This is a genomic window from Anabaenopsis tanganyikae CS-531 (assembly GCF_029891675.1).
In the GTDB taxonomy this organism is placed as follows: Bacteria; Cyanobacteriota; Cyanobacteriia; order Cyanobacteriales; family Nostocaceae; genus Anabaenopsis; species Anabaenopsis arnoldii.
In genome coordinates, this window is sequence record NZ_JANQDF010000112.1 from 1 (window position 1) to 22,375 (window position 22,375).

Below are 22,375 nucleotides of genomic sequence, written 5' to 3' on the forward strand. Positions count from 1 at the left end.
TTATGACAAGACTATCAAACTGTGGGATGTGAGGACAGGTAAGCTGTCTCACACCCTCACTGGACATTCTGACTGGGTGAGGTCTGTAGGATTTAGCCCGGATGGTCAAACCCTAGCTAGTGGGAGTTATGACAAGACTATGAAAATTTGGCCGTTAAGGTAATATTAACATCTCCAAAAAATAAATATGCGTTGTCAAACATTGTTGCGCGCAGATATCTATTACATTTTTAGGAGGAGCAACATTTCTTAAGTTAAACACCTTATGCTGAATATTCCTCAACTACTGGCGACTGAATTAAACCTCAAACCTGAACAAATCGAAAACGCCTTGGAACTGTTAACCGAAGGTGCGACGGTTCCTTTTATCGCACGTTACCGCAAGGAGCGCACAGGGGAAATGAACGAGGTACAACTGCGGGACTTGTTTGAGCGCTATGCTTATTTAACAGAGTTAGCAGAACGCAAGGGGGTAATTCTCAATGCGATCGCCCAACAAGGTAAACTCACAGAAGAACTCAAAGCCAAAATTACATCCTGCTTACAAAAAACAGAATTAGAGGATTTATACCTACCCTATCGACCAAAAAGGCGCACCCGTGCTACCATTGCCAGGGAAAAGGGTTTAGAACCTTTAGCCCAGTTGATTAAATCTCTCAATGTCCCTCAAAGTCCCACAGCACCACTAGAAACAGCAGCAATGCAGTATGTTTCTCAGACTCTGGAGGTGAAAACACCACAGGAAGCACTCAAGGGCGCGGCTGACATTTTAGCGGAAGAAGTGGCAGAAAAAGCGGAGTTAAGGGCATATCTGCGTGATTATTTTCTGGAGAAAGGGGTATTTATCTCTCAGATCAAGAAAGATTATCCCGAAGGTACAACCAAGTTTGAGATGTACCGCAACTATCAGATGGGGGTAAAAAATATTGCCCCCCATAACCTCCTGGCTTTGTGTCGCGGTGAAGCGGAGGGAATCTTAAATTATGAAATTGCTTTTGATGAAGATATTGTACTCAACTATCTAGAAGCAAGGGAAATTAAAACCAAAAATCCCACAATTCGGGAATTTTATCAAGCCATGGTCAAAGACGCATTTAATCGGCTGATGAAAACCTCCATTATGGGTGAGGTGATTTCCCAGAAAAAAACCTACGCAGATATAGAATCAATTCAAACCTTTGAGGCCAACCTGCGAGAGTTACTGTTATCTGCACCCGCGGGAATGAAACCCACACTGGCGATTGACCCTGGTTTTAGAACCGGGTGTAAAGTTGTGGTACTTGACGAAACAGGAAAATTTTTAGCCTACCAAGCGGTGTTTCCTCACCAAGGGTCAGCACAACGGGACAAAGCTGTACAAACTCTCAAAAATTTAATTACACAATATCAAATCAGGTTAATTGCGATCGGTAACGGTACAGCTTCCCGGGAAACCGATGAGTTTGTGAACCAGGTCTTACAAGATATAGACCCCAAACCCATTAAAGTTATCGTCAATGAATCGGGAGCATCAATATATTCTGCCAGTAAAGTGGCATTAGAAGAGTTTCCTGATTTAGATATTACCGTGCGCGGTGCTATTAGTATCGGTCGCCGGTTACAGGACCCCCTAGCGGAACTAGTAAAAATTGACCCTAAATCTATCGGTGTGGGACAATATCAACATGATGTTGATCAAAAGTTGCTGAAAAAGAAACTTGATGAGACTGTGGAAAGTTGCGTTAATTATGTGGGGGTGGACTTAAACACCGCCTCTAAGGAATTGTTAACTTTTGTTTCGGGAATTACAGCCACAGTAGCCAATAACATCGTCACCTATCGCAACGAGCATGGAGCCTTTAAGAACCGCAGACAATTATTAAAGGTGGCGAAGTTGGGACCCAAGGCTTTTGAACAAGCTGCGGGTTTTCTGCGGATTCGTGGCGGTGATAACCCTTTAGATAATACCGCAGTCCATCCCGAAAGTTATTCTGTGGTGCAGGCGATCGCCGCTGATTTGGATATATCCTTAAATCAGATTACAGAAATTGCAGCCAAGCTGAAAAAAACCAACCTCAAGAAATACGTCACCGACGGCATTGGGGAACCTACACTCAGGGATATAATCAGGGAACTAGAGAAACCAGGTAGAGACCCCCGCGCCGAATTTAAATACGCCACCTTTAGAGAAGGAATTACAGAAATTAGTCATTTACAGGTAGGGATGGAATTAGAAGGAATAGTTACCAATGTGGCTAACTTTGGCGCTTTTGTGGATATTGGCGTACATCAAGATGGTTTAGTGCATATTTCCCAACTAGCTGATAGATTTGTCGATGATATCCAGAAAGTTGTTAAAGTGGGACAAGTTGTGAAGGTGCGGGTATTGGAAGTTAACGAAAAGTTGCACCGTATTAGTTTATCGATGAAAGCTGTTAGAGGATCTCTCAAAAGTTATGATTAGTGTATCAACTATTATTTGACCCCACCCTAACCCTCCCCTTATAAGGGGAGGGGACTGGATTTGATTGTTTTTTTGTTTGTTCCCCCTTCCCCATTCCTCATTCCCTGTTCCCTGTTCCTCATTCCCTGTTCCTCATTCCCTGTTCCCTGTTCCCTGTTCCCTGTTCCCTAAGATAAAAATTACCTGTTGAAAACTTATAAAACAACCCTACAAAGACACTCTCACCCTAATGGTATAAACATAATCCCTCTTATTCAAGATGGAAAATATAAGTATTGATCTGAAAATAATACCAGGAATCGTCAAGAATCCATCTGTTGTTTTTAGGTAAAAACAATGTGGGGAACACTTTTAACGGTCATAGCCACAGCCTTGAGCTTGTTAATTGTCGATTTAGTTGTACCGGGTGTAAGTCTTGCTAATTTTCCAGCAGCTATGATTGCTGGTTTAGTCATTGGTTTGATCAACAGTTCCATTAAACCAGTCCTTGCTGCTTTATCTTTACCCCTTAACTTCCTCACCTTCGGAGCATTTTCCCTAGTAGTTAACGGTTTTTGTTTCTTGTTAGCTGCGGTGGTGGTTCCGGGGTTCGCAGTCCGGGGAGTTCTCGCCTTTTTTCTGGGTCCGGTAATTTTATCTTTTGCTAATACCTTCATTAACAAGTATTTGGCTGAAAGATATCCTGTTTTAAGCAGTAGTGATGTTAATAGCCAAGGCGAATTACCCTCCAGATAAACATCCTACACAATTTGCACAAAAACCTCATTAAATAAAATCGCCAAATCATGAAAATCGGTCGCTTACTTTTAGGTTTATTCCTTCCTCCTTTAGGTGTGTTTCTCACAGTTGGTGTTGGTCCAACTTTGTTAATTAACATTTTACTCACACTTTTAGGCTGGCTTCCCGGTAGCATCCATGCAGTTTGGGTAATTGCTAAACATGAAGAACTCAATCAACAAGGACGTAGTTATTAAATTAAAATGAGCGTCTCCATTTAAAGAGGGTGGTAATTAACCACCCTGATTTCTTGGCTGATGAATTTCTCTCAACATTTGTCAAGACTACTTACGAGTTAGTTCCTCCTGTTTATTATCAGTAGGTGTCTCATCTTTAAAAATCTCAGCAGTGGATAGTAACAACTCCCGTAAAGTTTGTTTAATTTGACGCTCCTTTCTGGCCATAGCAGCGCCAGCTTCCCCTAGTTTATCTTCTAGGTGCGATCGCTGTTCTTCCACTTGTGTCGCCATAGCCTCAGCTTGGGGACGAGCCTGATCATACCACTGTTTTGCCTCATCTAGATAATCCTTAACCTCACCATCCCGGCCGCCATAACGCGCAGCCAAATTCGCCCGGACAATAGCTAATTGAGCTTGCAATTGCGCATAACGTTTCTTAAGTAAAGCTACCTCCTCACTATCTTTAATGGTATTGATAGCAGAAGCGATCGCATTTTTAGTATCCTCAGTTTTATCCTTGCTAGTTTCGGCAATTTCCGTTAAAATACCATCAACTTCTTGCTGAATTTGTTCCTCTTCACTATCCAATTGTGCTTGTAGCTTCTTGACTTCTCCTTGAGTTTTTACAATCGCCTCATGTCGTTTGCTATTAACCCCTTCCAACGCCCCCTCAATGCAAGCTGTGACATCTTCCTTAATTTCCGCCCCCCTGTGTTGAAAGTTTTCCACCACAGCAGAAACCGCATCTTTTACTAGATAACGAATATCACTAGAACCTGCTTTCAGTTCCGAACTAAGCTGAGAAACAGCAGATTTAACAATTTCCCGAATCCGCTGAGTTCTTAACTGTCCAGTTTCTTTAACCTGTTGCAAATCGATAGTAATTTGCTCCTTAACATTCTTCGACATTTTTAACCTTTCCTATTTAAATCACAAACATGAATGACACAAACAAGATCCTCTATGTGCATTATGGTAGATAGTTATAAAAATAAACACATCCCAGAGATAGAAAATCCTGATAATTTACGACTAAAGCATCTCATACCTAATAGATAAGTAAGTGGGCATTAAAATTTGTCGTTATGACAAGGGAACAGGGAACAGGGAACGGGGAACAGAGAAGAGGTTTTGCGACACTTTACTCTTCGTTACATACTGCGGTTTTTTTCTGTTCACCTACTTACCCCTAGAATCAAATCTGCGTCACGGTAAACCTCAAAAATATGTACCACCCATGTGAGATAATAAGTATTAATAGCTAGTAAATGAGAGAAATTATGTGGCGGGTAAATGTAACTTGTTCCGGTGACGCTTGGAAACAACACGGCGCTAACTTCAAAAGCATATCAGACAAATATCAAGGCGAATGTATTTCTTCTAAAAAAATGCCAGATGGTACAAGAATCATGGCATATAAAATAGAAGATGTCAGCGATGCAGAAGCTTTTCAAGAAGAGTGTACCAACTTTGCCGGGTTTACAGCTGACTTTGAAGCCCTGTAACATTCCCCAGCATCTATAATATTGAAGCAAACACGATTATAGTCCCGTAGGAGAATTTTGGTGGATTCCCGATATAACCCAGCAGACATTGAGGAAAAATGGCAACAAACATGGGCAGAACTTGGCCTAGATAAGACATCTGCAAATACTAAAATGCCAAAATTCTACGCCCTTTCCATGTTCCCCTATCCATCGGGCAGCCTCCACATGGGTCATGTCCGTAATTATACTATTACCGATGTAATTGCACGCCTCAAGGGAATGCAAGGATATAGGGTACTCCACCCCATGGGTTGGGACGCTTTTGGTTTACCAGCAGAAAACGCCGCCATTGACCGGGGAGTACCACCAGCCCAGTGGACTTATCAAAACATTGCCCAAATGCGGCAGCAATTAAAGCGTCTGGGTTTGTCTATCGACTGGGACAGCGAAGTTGCTACTTGTTCACCAGACTATTATAAGTGGACACAGTGGATTTTCTTGCAGTTCTGGCAAGCCGGGTTAGCATATCAAAAAGAAGCAGCAGTAAACTGGGACCCCGTAGACCAAACTGTGGTAGCTAACGAGCAAGTAGATAACGAAGGTCGTTCTTGGCGCAGTGGGGCGAAAGTTGAGCGAAAACTATTACGCCAGTGGTTTTTAAAGATTACCGACTACGCTGAAGAATTACTCAACGATTTAGATAAATTAACCGGTTGGCCCGAACGGGTCAAGTTAATGCAAGCTAATTGGATTGGTAAGTCTACAGGCGCTTATTTAGAATTTCCCGTAGTGGGAAAGGATGAAAAGGTGGCTGTCTACACCACACGCCCAGATACAGTTTATGGTGTTAGCTATGTAGTATTAGCTCCCGAACACCCTTTAACCCGTGTGGTCACCACCCCACAGCAAAAACCAGCTGTAGAAGCATTTATTCAAGAAGTTTCCCAGCAAAGCGAGTTAGAACGCACCGCTGAAGACAAACCCAAGCGCGGTATCCCCACTGGTGGCCAAGTCATCAACCCTTTTACCGGGGAACAAGTACCCATTTGGATCGCCGACTATGTACTGTATGAATATGGTACCGGGGCAGTTATGGGTGTACCTGCTCATGATGTGCGAGATTTTAAATTTGCCCGTGTTTATAATTTACCCATTGAGTTTGTCATTGCTTCCCCCGATGATGTGGCAGATTTTGACCTAACGCCCACATCACCCACAGATGAAATCACCAAAGTTATTAATATTGAATACAATCAGGCATATACTGAGCCAGGAATTTTAATTAATTCCGGGTCTTTCACCGGTATGAATTCCACAGATGCCAAAGAGGCAATCATTAAATATGCTGAGTCAGAAAATTTTGGTAAACTGCGAATACAATACCGCCTGCGAGATTGGTTAATTTCCCGACAACGCTACTGGGGCGCACCTATACCAGTTATTCACTGTCCCAATTGTGGCATAGTACCAGTCCCCGATGAGGATTTGCCCGTCAGGTTACCAGAAGAGGTGGAATTAACCGGGCGTGGGGGTTCACCTTTGACTCAGTTGGAAAGCTGGGTCAATGTTCCCTGTCCTAGTTGCGGTACTCCCGCTCGCCGAGAAACCGATACCATGGATACCTTTATTGATTCTTCTTGGTATTTCCTACGCTATCCCGACGCTCAGAATACAGAACAAGTTTTTGACCCCGCTAAAACTAATGACTGGATGCCTGTAGATCAGTATGTGGGTGGTATTGAACACGCTATTTTACACTTGTTATATTCCCGGTTCTTTACTAAGGTGCTGCGGGATAGAGGTTTACTTAACTTTGATGAACCCTTCGCCCGGTTGTTGACTCAGGGTATGGTACAGGGTTTAACTTATATGAACCCCAATAAGAGCGGTAAAGATAAATGGGTTCCCTCTCATTTAGTCAACCCAGCAGACCCCCGCGACCCCCAAACAGGTGAACCATTACAACGCCTCTATGCCACTATGTCTAAGTCTAAGGGTAATGGTGTAGCACCAGAAGATGTGATTAGTAAGTATGGTGTGGATACGGCGCGGATGTTTATCCTGTTCAAAGCACCCCCAGAAAAGGATTTGGAGTGGGACGAAGCAGATGTAGAAGGACAATTTCGGTTTTTAAATCGGGTATGGCGCTTGGTCACAGATTATGCTACCGCTGGGGTATGCAGGAAAAAGCCAGAACTTTCTGATTTAACTAAGCCAGAAAAGGAATTACGGCGCGCTATTCACACCGCTATTCAAGGAGTGACGGAAGATTTACAAGATGAATATCAATTCAATACCGCTGTTTCGGAATTGATGAAGTTAAGTAATGCTCTCACTGATGCTGAGTGCAAAAATTCCCCTATTTATGCTGAGGGAGTTCAAACTTTAGTGCTCATGTTAGCTCCTTTTGCCCCCCACATTGCTGAGGAATTGTGGCAGTCCTTGGGTAATACTGGTTCTATCCACACTCAGACTTGGCCATCTTTTGACCCCGGAGCTTTGGTAGCTGAGGAAATTACTTTGGTAATTCAGATTAACGGTAAAAAACGTGCAGATATTCCCGTCCCCGCACAAGCTGATAAGGCGGAGTTAGAAAGATACGCCCGTGAGTCTGAGGTTGTGCAACGTTACACTGAGGGTAAGGAAATTAAAAAGGTGATTGTGGTTCCCGGAAAGTTGGTGAATTTTGTAGTTGCTTAATAATTTAGTCTGTTAGGTGGGTTAGGGTTGACTTAACCCACTATTTATCTCTTTATCCCTGAAATTGTATCAGTTGCTCTTAGAGGATGTTTGATAAGTTTCCAAGAGGTAATTTTTATCTTAGGGAACAGGGAAGAGGGAACAGGGAACACACCCAACACACCCCACCCTAACCCTCCCCTTACCAGGGGTTCGATAGTAGGTAGGATCGCAACCGAAATCAATAACTTCCCTGAGCGAAGTCGAAGGAATATAAGGGGGAGGAAGTGAGGTTAAGATAACCGCAAGAGATTTTAGAGATTATTGGGGGTATCGTGGTTTCGACTTCGCTCAACCACCGAATTTGATACACTAATCATGACTTGACAAACATCCTCTTATATTAGCGTTTATATTGACAGGGTTCACCAATTTTAACCGGAAAAATTAATAATATTTAAATGTTGCACATCCTCTAAAGTTGTGCCATATTCAATCTAATTCAACAAAGGAAACAATGAAAAAAATCCTTCAGATGACCTTTTTGAACAAGACATATTTTGATTAGAGATACTTATCTAAAAATGTTGATTGATGCACGCAAATTACCCCAAGATGAAACTCTGGAAACTGAAGTTTGTATTGTTGGATCTGGACCAGCAGGTATTACTTTAGCGCGTGAATTAGCCCGAACAGATTTTCGGGTGATTTTATTAGAAACTGGTGGATTAAATTTTGATCGGAATACTCAATCACTGACTTTAGGTGAAAGTGTTAATAATCATTTTGACACCTTAGAAAGTCAGCGTTGTTTTCAGTTCGGCGGTACGGCTAACTTTTGGAAAATTCGCCTAGGTAATAATGTCATTGGTGTTAGGTATGCCCCATTAGATAAAATAGACTTTGAAAAGCGCGATTGGCTACCTTACAGTGGTTGGCCTTTTGATAAATCTCATCTTGATCCTTTTTATAAACGCGCTCATCAACTTTGCCAACTGGGAACTTTTAGTTATGATGCTCAGGACTGGGAAGAGGCTCAAACTCCTTGTTTGCCATTTTCTGGGAATGTAACTACTAATATGTTTCAGTTTGGCCCTCGTGCTGTATTTACCCATGATTCCCGTGAAGTAATTCAGCAAGCCAGAAATATTACCACATATCTCAATGCTAGCCTAGTGGAAATTGAGACTGATGAAACAGCCACAAATGTAACTCGTTTAAGGGTGGCTTGTTTATCTGGCAAAGAATTTTGGGTACGTGCCAAATTTACTATACTAGCAACAGGTGGTATAGAAACAGCACGTTTATTATTACTATCAAATAAAGTGCAAACAACTGGGTTAGGTAATCAAAATGATCTAGTAGGGAGATTCTTTATGGATCATTCTTTAGTTCATGGTGGTAAATTGATTCCTAGTAATCCAGAGATTTTTCGCAAGACAGCTTTATATGATTTGCGGCGGGTTAATAACATTCCAGTCATGGGTAAGTTAACTTTGACAGAAGAATGTATGCACCATCAACAATTACTAAATATTAGTACATTAATGTTTCCTATTCCCAAACTACATCAGTTAAAAGCTGCAAATTCTCTGAAAACACTGCTGTCATCAATACATAAACCAGAAGTACATCGAAATATTGGCAAACACTTAAAAAATATTGTTTTGGGTCTTGACTATATCTTACCTGCTGCTTACGGAGCAATTATCAAGCAGGAACCTTTTGTTCCTAGTCTGGCTTGGAGTGGTTGGTCATATATTCCAGATAAAGAAAGACGATTTGCCGGTTTTACCCTTCTACAAATAGCTGAACAAGTCCCCGACCCTGACAATCGTATAACACTGACTGGCGATCGCGATCGCCTCGGTCGTCAACGAGTCAAGTTAAACTGGCGTTGGAATGAAATTGATATTGAACACATCAATAGAACCCAAGATATTTTACAACAAGAAATTGCTCTGGCTGGCATTGGTGAGTTACAAATTGAACGAGATGGCAATTTACCAAAATTAATCCATCCTGGTTTACATCATCACATGGGAACAACAAGGATGCATGATGACCCCAAACAGGGTGTTGTTGATAGAAATTGCCAAGTCCATGGTATTTCTAACCTATTCATCGCCAGTAGCTCTGTGTTTCCTACAGGAGGTTTTGCTAATCCTACACTTACCATTGTTGCTTTAGCCATGAGGTTAGCTGACCATATCAAGAATATTATGGCAGTAAATTAATTGCTTCCCAGCATTTTATCCCGTAAATGTTTAATGCGATACCTAAAATTTATTCTTAGTGATTATTGCTACTCCAAATCTTTCTCACTAATTCCAGCATCCTTCAAAATGCTTTTTAAAGTTCCTTTTGGCAAATCACGATTACTATGAACTGGAATGGAAAGGATGACTTCAAGATCCTTTTTTCCATAAATGTAATGGCTACCAGTAATTCGTTTTAGCTCCCAGCCATATCGTTCCACAACCTTGCAAAGTTCCTTACCTGAAACAGATTTCATAGAGATAGCTCAACCAATTGCTTTTCTGCTTCACTCGCCTCTCGGTCACTAGCAACATCTAACCAACCTTGAACAGCATCTTCAAGCATTTCTAGTAGATGTTCGTAGCTGTCTCCCCAAGTGTGACAACCAGGTAAAGCAGGTACAGAACCGCACCAAACACCATCTTCCTGCCAAATTAATACTTTAATTTTCATAACCAGTACTCAAAATATTGTCATGCCTACATTTTAGTATTACGGGCGGGTTTACTAGTATGTTGACTTCCCCCCTTGTCTTCGGGGTCTTGCCTTCACCCATAAGTAAAACTTAACTTCCCAGCATTTTATCCCGTAAATGTTTAATGCGATCGCGCAATTTTGCCGCCTCTTCAAATTCCAATTTCTTGGCTGCTGCTTTCATCTGTTCTTCTAACTTCCCAATCAACTGCGGAATCTGTTCTAGTGGTAATTCATCTATATGTTCATCTACCACTTTTAAATCATTACCATTCAACCGCCGAGAAACTTCTAAAAATGATAAAATGGCATTACTTGACCTTTTAACAATAGATTGGGGTGTAATACCGTGCATCTGGTTATATGCAACTTGAATACCCCGCCTCCTGTCTGTTTCATCAATGGCTTTAACCATACTATCTGTGAGACGGTCAGCATATAAAATCGCCTGTCCCCGGACGTGACGCGCTGCTCTACCAATAGTTTGAATTAAAGAACGTTCAGCCCGTAAAAAGCCCTCTTTATCAGCATCCATAATTGCAACTAAGGAAACCTCCGGTAAATCCAAACCTTCCCGCAGCAAGTTTACCCCCACCAAAACATCAAAATTACCCCCGCGCAAATCTTGTAAAATCTCTATCCGCTCAATAGAATTAATCTCTGAATGCAAATAGCGCACCCGGATACTTTGCTCTTGGAGATACTCGGTCAAATCCTCCGCCATTTTTTTAGTTAAGGTGGTAATTAACACCCTTTCTTGGCGTTCTACCCTCTCTTTAATTTCCCCTAATAAATCATCAACTTGTCCTGCTGTGGGGCGTACAAAAATTTCCGGGTCAACTACCCCAGTCGGTCTAATTACTTGTTCAGCAATATGACCCTGAGATACTTCTAACTCCCAATTTCCTGGGGTGGCGGAAACAAAAATACATTGATTCACTTTTTGCCAAAATTCTTCTGCTTGTAACGGTCGGTTATCAGCAGCACTAGGAAGACGAAACCCATGGTCAATTAACACTTTTTTCCTAGCTTGGTCACCGTTATACATACCCCGAAGTTGTGGTACTGTAACGTGTGATTCATCTATGACTAATAACCAATCTTTAGGAAAATAATCAATTAAACATTCTGGGGGTTCCCCCGCCTTTCTTCCCGCTAAGTGACGCGAATAGTTCTCAACCCCGTTACAATAACCTACTTGTTGCAACATTTCCAGGTCATAGCGTGTACGCTGGTCTATGCGTTGTGCTTCTAAGAGTTTCCCCCCCTGTTCTAATTCGGCTTTGTGCTGCTTTAACTCCGCCGCAATATCATCACAAGCTGCTTCTAGGCGTTCTTCTGGGGTGACAAAGTGACGCGCTGGGTAAATATTCACAGTCTCTAAACTGCGGATAATTTCACCGGTCACCGGGTCAATATATCTAATAGCGTCGATTTCATCCCCAAAGAATTCTACCCGAATAATTCTATCTTCATAGGCTGGGCCAATTTCTAAGACATCCCCCCGGACGCGAAAACGTCCCCGACTCATTTCTACATCGTTACGACTATACTGTACTGATGCTAAATCGCGTAAAATTTGCCGTTGATTTACTTCCATACCTATACGCAAGGGAATGGCAGCTTTCAGATATTCTGCGGGAATACCTAAACCGTAGATACAGCTAATGGAAGCCACTACAATTACATCACGCCTTTCAAACAGCGATCGCGTGGCGGAGTGGCGCAACATATCGATTTCATCATTAATCGAAGATGTTTTTTCAATATAGGTATCTGTAACGGGAATATAGGCCTCTGGTTGGTAATAATCGTAGTAGCTGACAAAATACTCCACTGCGTTATTAGGAAAAAATTCCCGCAATTCGTTACACAGTTGTGCTGCCAGGGTTTTATTATGGGCTAGTAGTAAGGTGGGCTTACCCACTTTTTCAATCACTGCGGCTATGGAAAACGTCTTACCTGTACCTGTAGCCCCCAGTAAAGTTTGGTAACGGTTACCAGCTGCAATACTGGCGCTCAGTTGGGCGATCGCCTGTGGTTGATCTCCTGTGGGAATAAATGGAGCTTGAAGACAAAATCCTGTCATAAAATACCATATCTGATGTTAACCGCACTGTTTATGCCCTGCTGAACTGAGGACATAAAAGTAATAAATGGCAATACTATTTTACAAAAATTTACAATTAAATCACAATTTAAATTTACTTATGTATCACTTTAAAAGATACTAATATCATTGCTAGGTTATTTCAGGTTACACTCTTGATGAGTAGGGAAAAATCATTTTTCCTTAATTATTGTAAAATCCAGTTAATAAACTAGAGGTATCCGTTTATGAGTATTAGTAGCACTGGGGAAGAAACCGATGCTCAACAACAGGATACCAAGCTTAAGGGAGAAAAGACAGTGGCAGTTGAAAATAAACAGGATAATAATTTGAATACGGATAACGTCGAAAAAGGCTCCGATGTACCAGCACACAAAGACGAAGGTAAACTAGCTATTGCTGGAGTACGCCCCATAGGAAGCAGTGATCTACAAATTGCTGGAACAGTTAAAATTTCTGGAATCCGTCCTATTGGCATCAGTACATTGGCTGTAGCTGATACAGTGAATATTATGGGAATTCGTCCCATCGCTGCTCAGACATTTCAAGTTGTTGACACCATCAACCTGTCTGGTATTCGTCCCATTGCTGCGAGTACATTAGTAATTGCCAATAATTACACTTCTTTTGGTAATCGTCCAACAGCATCAAATCTGATTGATGACGCCCCTGTGCTCATGGGTTTCCTAGATTAGTTCTCAAACTAATTGCAATTAACACCACTTTCCGGTTATTTGAGATAACCGGTTTTTTTTGTTTTTTTATCTAGCAAAATCTTAAGGGATAAACTTACTTTTGTCCTCAATCTTTTTATACAGATATCTAATATAACCTATGGCAGAAGATGGTAGTCGAAACCTGCAACTAGATTATAAAGATAATTAAAAATACTTGGCAGTGTCATGGCGAATCCCAATGATTTTTAGTTGATTTTTTTAGTGTAATTTCAGTGGAATTTAAATAGAACCTAGAGCAATTTTTATGAGGGAGAATTATACCAGGGAGTTAATTAATCACTAATCACGGCTGCTTTGTCAATATTTGACTATTAGAGGTAAACAATGAATCTGCTGGAGCAGGGTCGCAAAATTGCGATCGCTTTCATATTAGTTTTAGTGTTAACAATAACTACCGCTTGCGGTGGCCCTACTGTCACAGAAACTGACCGCACTGCTACCCCACCTATTGGTAGTAACCAAACTTATGCACAGTTAGAAAGAGGTAATACCCCAACTGGACAAAGTTTTGGTGACTGGGTTGTACAAACATCTCAGGGATTAATTCAGGATGCTTATGTCAGAGATAATAATCAGCTTGGTGTAGTTATTTCCCCTCAAGTCAAACCCCAGGAAGTGCAACCTTTAGCAAAATCTTTAGTTCAAGGTTTTCGGAAAAACTTCCCCGATCAAAACTTAACTGTTTTTGTCTATGGCCCAGATAAACGCTTAATTTTGACCACACAGTATAACAGGGCGACCAATCAAATTCAGTATAGCTAATTGAATCATTAAATCAGGAGTAAGTCAGGTGACAAGTAGCGAAGATTACAGAAAACAAATTCTCAAAGATTTGTCTGAAGGAAATGTAGAATCTCTTGATGATGTTTCCTATGATAACTTTGATGATTTTGCCCAGCGGACTACACCTAACCAACGTCGTCAGCTGTTTGGTAAGTCTATCAATACCCAAACAATCCCTTCTAGCCAAATGGAGCCAGAATTACAACAGGCGATCGCCCAAATCAAACCCAATGAACGGGATGATGTCGCTAGAGAGTTTTTTAAAGAATTTAAATCCAGAGGTTTAGACGACAAACGGTTAGAACAACAGTTAAATCTTTCCACTCGTAACCCTAACCGCATGACTGCTGATGATGTGAGTAAAATTGCATCCTTCGCCTATCACAACCACCCTGATATTTTCCGCGACGTGTTAGCCGAACAACCGGCTATTATGAAGTTTCTTAGTAATCCCATTGTCGCCGGACTCATTGGTATTGCTGCGGCTAAGTGGTTGGGTGGTCGCAAATAATATAGCATTTACCATGCTCGTGAGGTACAATTTTTTTTAGTTTGAGGGAACACCGGAACAGGGAACACCGGAACAGGGAACAGGGAATAGGGAATAGGGAATTGGTGTGTACTTCATGAGCCTGAAAAAGGCAATAAAATCTCCCAAATTCAATTCGGGAGATGTAATTCACATCAGGTAAACTTAAACCTTTGCCAATTGTGGCTCAGGACGCTTACTGTTACGAATAGATGACACAGCTTCGGCGTAATCACTGGCTTTAAATACAGCTGAACCAGCCACAATAGCATTGGCTCCCGCTTCCAAAACTTGCCAAGTATTATTAGCCTTCAGTCCCCCATCTACCTCAATCCAGGGGTCAAGACCACGTTCATCACAAATTTGGCGCAATTTGCGAATTTTAGGTAATACAGTGGGGATAAAGCTTTGACCACCAAAGCCGGGGTTAACGCTCATGATTAGTACCAAATCACACAGGTCTAGAACATTTTCAATTAGCTCTAGAGGCGTTCCTGGGTTCAGTACAACTCCTGCTTGCTTCCCTAGTTCTCTGATTTGTCCCAAAGTCCGGTGCAGATGGGGCGAAGCATTATGCTCACAATGTACAGAAATAATATCAGCCCCTGCTTTGGCAAAATCTTCCACATATTTCTCCGGTTCCACAATCATCAAGTGGACATCCAGGGGTTTGGTTGTTACCGGGCGAATCGCCTCCACAACCAGAGGACCTATGGTAATGTTAGGTACAAAGCGACCGTCCATGACATCAACATGAATCCAATCGGCGCCAGCAGCATCTACAGCCCTAATTTCGTCGCCCAGACGACTAAAATCGGCTGATAAGATGGATGGAGATATCACAATGGGCTTTTGAGATGGTTTTTGGGTCATGGTTCGTGGGTTTTAAAGCGTTCTCTTCTGTAAGCATTTTAACAAAATTTGACCAAACGCTTATAGATTAATTTCCTTCCACGCTGTGAATTCTGGACTATAAATAATATATTCGACAATTACTAAACAGGGACGCTCAGAAAGGTTTATTGGGTTCAATAGTCACAAAGAGTTAATCAGCATTAAGTTAATCAGTATTAAACAATGGGCAGAAAACTAAGGTGGATGATTTGGGGACTGAGTGCTTCTTTTGTGAGTGCGCCTGTACTGGCTTCAGCTTTACAAAGCACTTTAAGCTCTCATGGCATTGATGCCCTGAAATTACATAAACCTCCTTATAATCTACTTGGGCGCAAAATTGCTATTGGTCAGGTTGAAATTGGACGTCCTGGTATATTTGGCTGGGATAAAGCCGTGTCTGAAAATTCTGCCATATCATTAGCAGGAGTATTTTTACGCGATTCCCCAGCGAAGTCTAACACTGGTGTTGACTCCCACGCCTACAATGTTGCGGGGGTAATGGTTAGTCAAGACAAAGCTCTACCAGGAGTAGCGCCACAGGCGCAATTATATTCTTCTGGGGTGGGTTCCACTAGAAATATGGGACAGCCAGAACAGTGCTTAACAGCACAACACATCGCCCAGCAAAATGGCCAGGATGTCCGCGCTATTAATTTTAGTTTTGGTGAACCTCTAGCCCGTGATCCCCGTCCTGATGCTGTTTTAGATGGTAACGCCTTACTAACTTTATGTCTTGACTGGTCTAGTCGTGTTCATAATGTTTTGTATGCCATCGCCGGTAATCAAGGCAGAGGAGGAATTTCTATTCCTACAGATAACTTTAATGGGATTAACGTTGCCTTTTCATCTGCCAGGGGGGGTATTTTTAATAAGGTTGATGTTTCCAATCTGGTAGCTGGTAACCAGGGATCTAGCAATCGGTTAGCTGGTAAGGAGTTTAATATTGATGGTCGTGCTTCTATCGGTTTGGTAGCTCCGGGAAGCAATATTCCCATCTTGAATCCAGATGGTAGGTTAAATAAGGTTACAGGTACAAGTTTTGCGGCTCCCCAGGTAACAGCTAGTGTAGCTTTGTTGCAGGAATTGGGTGACCGACAAATACGCGCAAAAAAATCTAATTGGACTATTGATGCTCGCCGTCACGAGGTTATGAAGGCTGTATTATTAAATTCAGCCGATAAAATTCAAGACCAGGGTAATGGCTTACATCTGGGTATGACTCGGACTCTGATTGATAAACAAAATCAAAATTGGCTGGATTCCGACGCTTATGATGATCCTCAAATTCCTTTAGATCCTCAAATGGGAACCGGTCATTTAAATACTTTTCGCGCTTATCAGCAATTTAGCGCCGGTCAATGGCCACCATCAAGTACAGTACCTGCTGTTGGTTGGGATTATGGCTCTGTGGATGGGGGAGATACTGTTGATTACCCACTGGGAAGACCTTTAAGACAAAGCAGCTTTGTGAGTATTACTCTGAGTTGGAATCGCTTGGTGGAACTCAATGATACTAATAAAAACAATAAATATGATGTGGGTGAAAGTTTCAGCGATCGCGGTTTGAATAACCTTGACCTCTATTTAATCCCAGAGGATAGTCAAAATACAGATCCTGGGGTTATTTGCGCCTCAGTCAGTGAAATTGACAGTGTAGAGCATATTTTTTGCCCAGTTCCCACTACTGGTAATTATAAAATCCGTGTCCACTTTCGTGAACGGTTCCATCAAGCCACCCAACCCTATGGTTTAGCTTGGTGGACTGTTCCCACATCTCACCCCCGGAAATAGGGAAACTGGTAATTTTCTGCGATAGCTTCCCTATCGCCTCTTTCAATCAGCAAAGTCAATGTGACTATCTGCTACTCAAGAGCTAAGTGTAACTTCATAGCATCATTGACCAAATCCATCGACTCTCTATCCAAACATTTTACCACATCTCCTGAAATCCGCTGTTTAGAAATTGTCCGAATTTGTTGCACTTGCACCTTAAAAGATTCAGATAGACCGCAATCTATTTGACCTAATAAAACCTCAAAAAGATGTAAACGATTGGTATTAGATTTAATCGGTAAAATCGTTACCGTGGTAGAAGCATTATTATTAATATCATTGCTAACAACGAGTACAAGACTGCGTTTATCCACATCTGACCCCTGTGTGGGACTAAGATTTGCAAAGTATATTTCACCACGTTTCATCACTAAGTCCATCTCCTACGGTTAAATCCCATTCTAGATCCACTTCCTCCCCTGCTGCTCGGTAACCTCGGTCTAATTCTTGAGAACGCAATAGCTTTATAGCTAATTGAATTACGTGTGAACGAGATTTACAGTATTTAGTTAATTTGTAATTTTCCACAAACTCCACTAAATAAGATGGTAAATAAACGGAAATTGTTTTAGTTTGCATTGTACTTGATTCTTTTACGTCAATTATATACCGATTCCCCATCACCCCTCCCCTTGCTCCCCTAAATCTATCTAAAGATAGATGTAAAGGTTTTTAAAGTAAACATTATTGCCACAGTGCAAAAATGTTAGTATGATACAAAAGTTGAAATTACTGGATAAAATCCCAAAATATCTAAAAATTGCTCACTTTCATCGTCAAAAACTTACGTATAAAATACAACAAAATATAATTTACTTATATCCAAGGAATAGATCCTCACCTATATCATTTAGGCTTGATGACGGTAAATGATATGAGCGGTATGGAGTAAAGATTTATTAAATAAGTAACTACCTCAATAGTAACAGTTACTGTTATAACACATTGCTCTTAGTATTTATTATGCCCAAACAGCAACAAAGCGGGAAATCAAAAGAAGCTAAAACTTACGCTCACTCTCATGAGCATCCTTTAAGGCCAGATATTGGTACTGAGTCTCACTTTCAGAAAAAAAAGCCACCAGTAACCTATCGCTATGATTCCTCTTTGTCACCTTCCTTGGAATGGGATGATAACCCCACTAGAGAACAAGCAGAAGCAGAAATAAATACTATTAGTAATTACTTAACTGAACTTTCAGTACAGTTAGAGAAGTTAAATCATATTGAATCTAGTTTAGATCCTGAAGGTAAAAAAACAGTCAAGGAAATCAAAGAACAGCTGACACAACAACTATATAAAGCTCAAGAGTCATTGGATAAACTCAAATCCATGAGTCAACCTTTCCTCAACTGGACTGGTAAAGCTGAACGGTTATCTTTTGATGTACCAACATTACCTTTATTTATCCATGAACGTATATCAACCAGAGCAATTATTGAAACCCTGAGAACTCATAAAATAGGTACTAACAATTTACCTTTATTTGATTTATTCAGTGACCCCCAATGGTCTATTACTGACCAAATCCTCAAAGCCTATGAATATCAGGGGGACTGGGTAAACCGGATGATTTTAGGTGACTCCCTAATAGTAATGAACTCACTATTACAGTATGAGGGTTTGGGGGGTCAAGTACAGATGATTTATATGGACCCGCCCTATGGTATCAAGTTTGGGAGCAATTTTCAGCCTTTTGTCAGAAAGCGGGATGTTAAACATAATGATGATGATGACTTCACCCGTGAACCGGAAATGGTTCAAGCTTATCGCGATACCTGGGAATTAGGGTTACATAGTTACTTGACTTATTTAAGAGATAGGTTGTTATTGGCTAGGGAGTTGTTGACTGATAGCGGTAGTATTTTTGTCCAGATTAGTGATGAGAATGTCCATCATGTCAGGGAATTGATGGATGAGGTTTTTGGAAGAGAGAATTTTGTTAGTTTGATTACTTTTAAAACAGGTAGTGGATTTACAAGCAAATACTTAAAGACAACTTGTGATTATTTGCTTTGGTATAGCAAAGATTCAAATAATACTAAATTCAAAAGAATTTTTTTTAACAAACCTTCAGGTTCAGATACTTATTTTGATAAATGTGAATTACCTGATGGCTCTGTTATTGATATTAAAAAAAATATGATAATCCCCGACAAAGCAAAATTGCTAACTTATAGACCTTTAGTTTCTGGTGCTTTTTCTCAATCAACAACATTTGATTATGAATTTAATGGAAAAAATTATCATCCGGGAAAAAATAGATGCTGGAAAACAACACAAAAAGGACTTGATAATTTAGCAAGAGAAAAGAGAATTTATGCATCTGAAAATACTTTAAAATTTGTTGTTTATCATAGCGATTTTCCTTTAGAAGAAATATCTCACGTATGGGATGATACAATGGAACTAATAGGAAAAAACTATGTAGTTCAAACAACAACAAAGACTATCCAACGCTGTCTCCTCATGACCACCGACCCCGGTGACCTTGTACTAGATCCCACCTGCGGAAGCGGTACTACTGCTTACGTCGCTGAACAATGGGGAAGACGGTGGATCACCTGCGATGTGAGTCGTGTACCCCTAGCTTTAGCTCGTCAACGTCTCCTAACTGCAACCTTCCCCTGGTATCAACTCCAAGATGGTAATTCACCCGCAGGGGGGTTTATCTACAAACGCAAACGGAACAGTAAAGGCGAAGAAATTGGGGGAATTGTCCCACATATCACCCTCAAGAGTATTGCTAATAATGAACCACCTCAAGAAGAAATTTTAGTTGACCGTCCCGAAGAAGATAAAAACACCGTGCGGGTCTCCAGTCCCTTTACCATTGAGGGAACTATCCCCCCACCAGCGGATATGGAAGATCAGGGAGTACCAGCAACAGAAGCAGGGGAAACTAATACTACAGCTTCTTTTACTGACCGGATGTTAGAGGTGTTGCGTAGGTCTCCAAAACTGCATTTACCAGATAATAAAACTGTTACCTTTACCAGTGTTAGACAACCAGCTAGAAGTCAAAATCTCTCTGCTGAAGCAATGGTAGATGATAAACCAGTAGCTTTTTTGTTTGGACCGGAAAACGGCGCAATTTCAGAAAGAGCGGTATTTAAATCAGCAGAAGAAGCCCAACTCAAGAATTACATTCATTTTTATGTAATTGGGTTTGCTATCACTCCCAACGCTCGTCAATTAGTAGAAAATTGTCAAGCAGCAATAGGTATACCCGCAACCTATATTCAAGCTACACCAGATTTACTGATGGGTGACCTACTCAAAAATATGAGAAGTTCCCAAATATTTAGCGTCTGCGGTTTACCAGAAATTGAAATTACACAAAATCAGGAGGGTAAATACCAAGTGGAATTATTAGGGTTAGATGTCTTTGACCCAGTAACAATGGACGTTGACCACCGACAAGGTAAGAACGTACCAGCGTGGTTTTTAGATACAAATTACAATGGTTTATGTTTCTATGTCCGTCAAGCATTTTTCCCCCGGACAAGTGCGTGGGATAGCATCAAGAAAGGCTTAAAAGGTAGTTATGAAGATTCTGTTTGGGAACACCTAGCAGGAACTACCAGCGCACCTTTTGCAGATGGGGAACATAAACAAATTGCGGTAAAAGTGATTGATGACCGTGGTAATGAGTTATTGGTGGTTAGAGAGTTAAAATAATTGGAATAACAGCAAGAATCATGAAAATTTTTCTTTACCTTTGTGGCACTTTATCTAGTTTGCTTTTGTTTACATCGGGATTGCAAATGGGGTCAATTGCAAGTGTATCTTCATCAAAACCTTTTGGTGGTCAAACTATCGATGAAGTTTTTTATAATCGCATAGGAAATGCCGCAATTGGATTGAGTTTTTTTACAGGACCATCTTTATTTGGATTGGCTAGTCTAATAGGAAAAAATAAAGATGAATAAATTAAATTAAAACAATTAAAACCTTTCGCTGTTTGTTGTGTTCCCTTTTTTCCTTTTCATAAGAGGTTGTTTGATAAGTTTTCATCCGTAATTTTCATCACATCTTTACACCATTTAATTCATTAAATCCAGTCCCCTCCCCTTACAAGGGGAGGGTTAGGGTGGGGTGAAACAATATTTGATACACTAATCATAACTTACTAAACATCCTCTAAAACTAAAAAAACTAACACGATCCTTGGGATGTTAAATTCATGTCCTCTGAAGTCAATGAACCAATTCTCAATTCTCCCTTTGATGAACCATTACGCTACTGGTTTATCAGAGAAGGTGAAGAACCCCAGTTAAAACAAGGCCGTCGCTCTGCTATTGTTTACCCTCCCCGTGAAGGTGATATAGATTGGAATTTAGGAAAAGTTCTTAAGCCTTCCCCTGCTGATGAATTTGCTCCTGGTTTTGAAATGGTCTTAGTTAATCAAATTAGGACAAGGGTTAAAAATTGGAGACAGCAACGCTACCCAGGAGTTACCCGCACCACCTTAGAACTATTAGAGTATTGGAACAGAGACGGAAGGGAAAAAAGGTTATTCTTCGCCCAAAAGGAAGCGGTAGAAACTCTCATTTTTTTGAGAGAAGCAAGGGCTGATTTTCTTCAAGGTATTTATATACCCTTAGATGAACCCATTGACACCGCACTCAAAGCTTTTACCCGTTATGCTTGTAAAATGGCCACTGGTTCAGGTAAAACTACCGTCATGGGAATGTTAGCAGCTTGGTCAATTCTCAATAAAGTTAATTATCGCTCTGATTCCCGCTTTTCAGATATTATCTTGATAGTTTGTCCTAACGTCACCATCAAGGCCAGACTTCAGGAATTAAACCCCAACAACGCAGAAGCTAGCCTATATCGCACCCGTGACCTTGTACCATCTAACCTGATGGATAAACTCAGACAAGGTAAGGTTTTAGTCACTAATTGGCATATCTTTGAAAAGCGATCGCCTAGTACATCTGGAGATGATGCAGCAAAAGTGGTTAAAGTAGGTGTACCCACAATTACTACAGAGACTATTAAAATTGCCACAAAAAACGAAACAGCTAGGGGCGCAAGATACCTAACCAGGACTTACGCAACTGGCACAAATAGGGAGCGGAGGGAGCCGCGCCACGGGACAATTTCAATTAAACCAAGCACATAGGAATACTTGGGCGTTTGAGTTGCTGTATTAAATAATTAGACAGCAAATTATGCTTGATTT

At 40.9% G+C, this 22,375-nt stretch carries 21 protein-coding genes; 14 read left to right on the forward strand and 7 right to left on the reverse strand.

Going from position 1 to position 22,375, the window contains the following annotated elements:
• From NWP22_RS11440 to NWP22_RS11455, 4 genes are all read left to right on the forward strand, one after another.
• Positions 1–163 (forward strand): WD40 repeat domain-containing protein (locus NWP22_RS11440; RefSeq protein WP_425332614.1); only part of this gene is annotated, 163 nt, incomplete at its 5' end.
• Positions 164–265: 102 nt separating this feature from the next.
• Positions 266–2,443, forward strand: coding sequence for a Tex family protein (locus NWP22_RS11445; protein ID WP_280801900.1), 2,178 nt, complete (start codon positions 266–268; stop codon positions 2,441–2,443).
• 336 nt (positions 2,444–2,779) lie between these two features.
• Complete coding sequence (locus NWP22_RS11450) at positions 2,780–3,178, forward strand: phage holin family protein (RefSeq protein ID WP_280792625.1); 399 nt, start codon at positions 2,780–2,782, stop codon at positions 3,176–3,178.
• Positions 3,179–3,228: 50 nt separating this feature from the next.
• Positions 3,229–3,417 (forward strand): YqaE/Pmp3 family membrane protein, encoded by a 189-nt coding sequence (locus NWP22_RS11455; RefSeq protein ID WP_271732145.1) that lies wholly within the window; start codon positions 3,229–3,231, stop codon positions 3,415–3,417.
• A gap of 87 nt (positions 3,418–3,504) precedes the next feature.
• Here NWP22_RS11455 and NWP22_RS11460 read toward each other — a convergent pair whose 3' ends face one another.
• A complete protein-coding gene (locus NWP22_RS11460; protein WP_280801901.1) occupies positions 3,505–4,308 on the reverse strand; it encodes a histidine kinase in 804 nt (267 codons plus the stop codon).
• A 371-nt stretch (positions 4,309–4,679) separates the two neighbouring features.
• Here NWP22_RS11460 and NWP22_RS11465 point away from each other — a divergent pair, with 371 nt between their 5' ends.
• The 3 genes from NWP22_RS11465 to NWP22_RS11475 all read left to right on the forward strand — a co-directional run bounded on the left by NWP22_RS11465 (position 4,680) and on the right by NWP22_RS11475 (position 9,802).
• The gene (locus tag NWP22_RS11465) at positions 4,680–4,904 is read left to right on the forward strand and encodes a hypothetical protein (protein WP_271732156.1); all 225 of its coding nucleotides are present in this window, start codon (positions 4,680–4,682) and stop codon (positions 4,902–4,904) included.
• A 60-nt stretch (positions 4,905–4,964) separates the two neighbouring features.
• On the forward strand, positions 4,965–7,586 hold the full coding sequence (leuS, locus tag NWP22_RS11470) for a leucine--tRNA ligase (protein ID WP_271732147.1): 2,622 nt from the start codon (positions 4,965–4,967) through the stop codon (positions 7,584–7,586).
• A 563-nt stretch (positions 7,587–8,149) separates the two neighbouring features.
• Entirely contained in the window at positions 8,150–9,802 is a 1,653-nt protein-coding gene (locus tag NWP22_RS11475; protein WP_280801902.1) for a GMC oxidoreductase, read from the forward strand.
• 68 nt (positions 9,803–9,870) lie between these two features.
• Here NWP22_RS11475 and NWP22_RS11480 read toward each other — a convergent pair whose 3' ends face one another.
• The 3 genes from NWP22_RS11480 to uvrB form a co-directional block, all read right to left on the reverse strand.
• Positions 9,871–10,080 carry a type II toxin-antitoxin system HicA family toxin gene (locus tag NWP22_RS11480; protein WP_280792622.1) on the reverse strand — a complete coding sequence of 70 codons (210 nt, stop codon included), beginning with the start codon at positions 10,078–10,080 and terminating at the stop codon, positions 9,871–9,873.
• A complete protein-coding gene (locus tag NWP22_RS11485) occupies positions 10,077–10,277 on the reverse strand; it encodes a type II toxin-antitoxin system HicB family antitoxin (RefSeq protein WP_271732150.1) in 201 nt (66 codons plus the stop codon). The genes NWP22_RS11480 and NWP22_RS11485 overlap by 4 nt, the downstream gene beginning before the upstream one ends.
• 112 nt (positions 10,278–10,389) lie before the next feature.
• Positions 10,390–12,387, reverse strand: coding sequence for an excinuclease ABC subunit UvrB (gene uvrB, locus NWP22_RS11490; RefSeq protein ID WP_280801903.1), 1,998 nt, complete (start codon positions 12,385–12,387; stop codon positions 10,390–10,392).
• 248 nt (positions 12,388–12,635) lie between these two features.
• Here uvrB and NWP22_RS11495 point away from each other — a divergent pair, with 248 nt between their 5' ends.
• From NWP22_RS11495 to NWP22_RS11505, 3 genes are all read left to right on the forward strand, one after another.
• On the forward strand, positions 12,636–13,103 hold the full coding sequence (locus NWP22_RS11495; RefSeq protein WP_271732153.1) for a hypothetical protein: 468 nt from the start codon (positions 12,636–12,638) through the stop codon (positions 13,101–13,103).
• 366 nt (positions 13,104–13,469) lie between these two features.
• On the forward strand, positions 13,470–13,907 hold the full coding sequence (locus tag NWP22_RS11500; RefSeq protein WP_271733421.1) for a hypothetical protein: 438 nt from the start codon (positions 13,470–13,472) through the stop codon (positions 13,905–13,907).
• A gap of 28 nt (positions 13,908–13,935) precedes the next feature.
• Complete coding sequence (locus tag NWP22_RS11505) at positions 13,936–14,439, forward strand: hypothetical protein (RefSeq protein WP_271733422.1); 504 nt, start codon at positions 13,936–13,938, stop codon at positions 14,437–14,439.
• Positions 14,440–14,622: 183 nt separating this feature from the next.
• On the opposite strand, the gene rpe is transcribed toward NWP22_RS11505, so the two are convergent.
• A complete protein-coding gene (rpe, locus tag NWP22_RS11510) occupies positions 14,623–15,330 on the reverse strand; it encodes a ribulose-phosphate 3-epimerase (RefSeq protein ID WP_271733423.1) in 708 nt (235 codons plus the stop codon).
• A 204-nt stretch (positions 15,331–15,534) separates the two neighbouring features.
• Between rpe and NWP22_RS11515 the strand changes: the two genes are divergently transcribed.
• Entirely contained in the window at positions 15,535–17,142 is a 1,608-nt protein-coding gene (locus tag NWP22_RS11515) for a S8 family serine peptidase (RefSeq protein ID WP_271733424.1), read from the forward strand.
• 71 nt (positions 17,143–17,213) lie between these two features.
• On the opposite strand, the gene NWP22_RS11520 is transcribed toward NWP22_RS11515, so the two are convergent.
• Together NWP22_RS11520 and NWP22_RS11525 are read right to left on the reverse strand one after the other, a co-directional pair.
• Positions 17,214–17,564, reverse strand: a complete 351-nt coding sequence (locus NWP22_RS11520) for a type II toxin-antitoxin system PemK/MazF family toxin (RefSeq protein ID WP_271733425.1) — start codon at positions 17,562–17,564, stop codon at positions 17,214–17,216.
• Positions 17,539–17,763 carry a CopG family transcriptional regulator gene (locus NWP22_RS11525; RefSeq protein ID WP_271733426.1) on the reverse strand — a complete coding sequence of 75 codons (225 nt, stop codon included), beginning with the start codon at positions 17,761–17,763 and terminating at the stop codon, positions 17,539–17,541. The genes NWP22_RS11520 and NWP22_RS11525 overlap by 26 nt, the downstream gene beginning before the upstream one ends.
• Positions 17,764–18,147: 384 nt before the next feature.
• Here NWP22_RS11525 and NWP22_RS11530 point away from each other — a divergent pair, with 384 nt between their 5' ends.
• From NWP22_RS11530 to NWP22_RS11540, 3 genes are all read left to right on the forward strand, one after another.
• Positions 18,148–20,865 (forward strand): DNA methyltransferase, encoded by a 2,718-nt coding sequence (locus tag NWP22_RS11530; protein ID WP_280801904.1) that lies wholly within the window; start codon positions 18,148–18,150, stop codon positions 20,863–20,865.
• Between the two features lie 20 nt (positions 20,866–20,885).
• Complete coding sequence (locus NWP22_RS11535) at positions 20,886–21,116, forward strand: hypothetical protein (protein WP_280801905.1); 231 nt, start codon at positions 20,886–20,888, stop codon at positions 21,114–21,116.
• Positions 21,117–21,370: 254 nt separating this feature from the next.
• Positions 21,371–22,315 (forward strand): DEAD/DEAH box helicase family protein, encoded by a 945-nt coding sequence (locus NWP22_RS11540; protein ID WP_280801906.1) that lies wholly within the window; start codon positions 21,371–21,373, stop codon positions 22,313–22,315.
• The last annotated feature ends 60 nt before the right edge of the window (positions 22,316–22,375 follow it).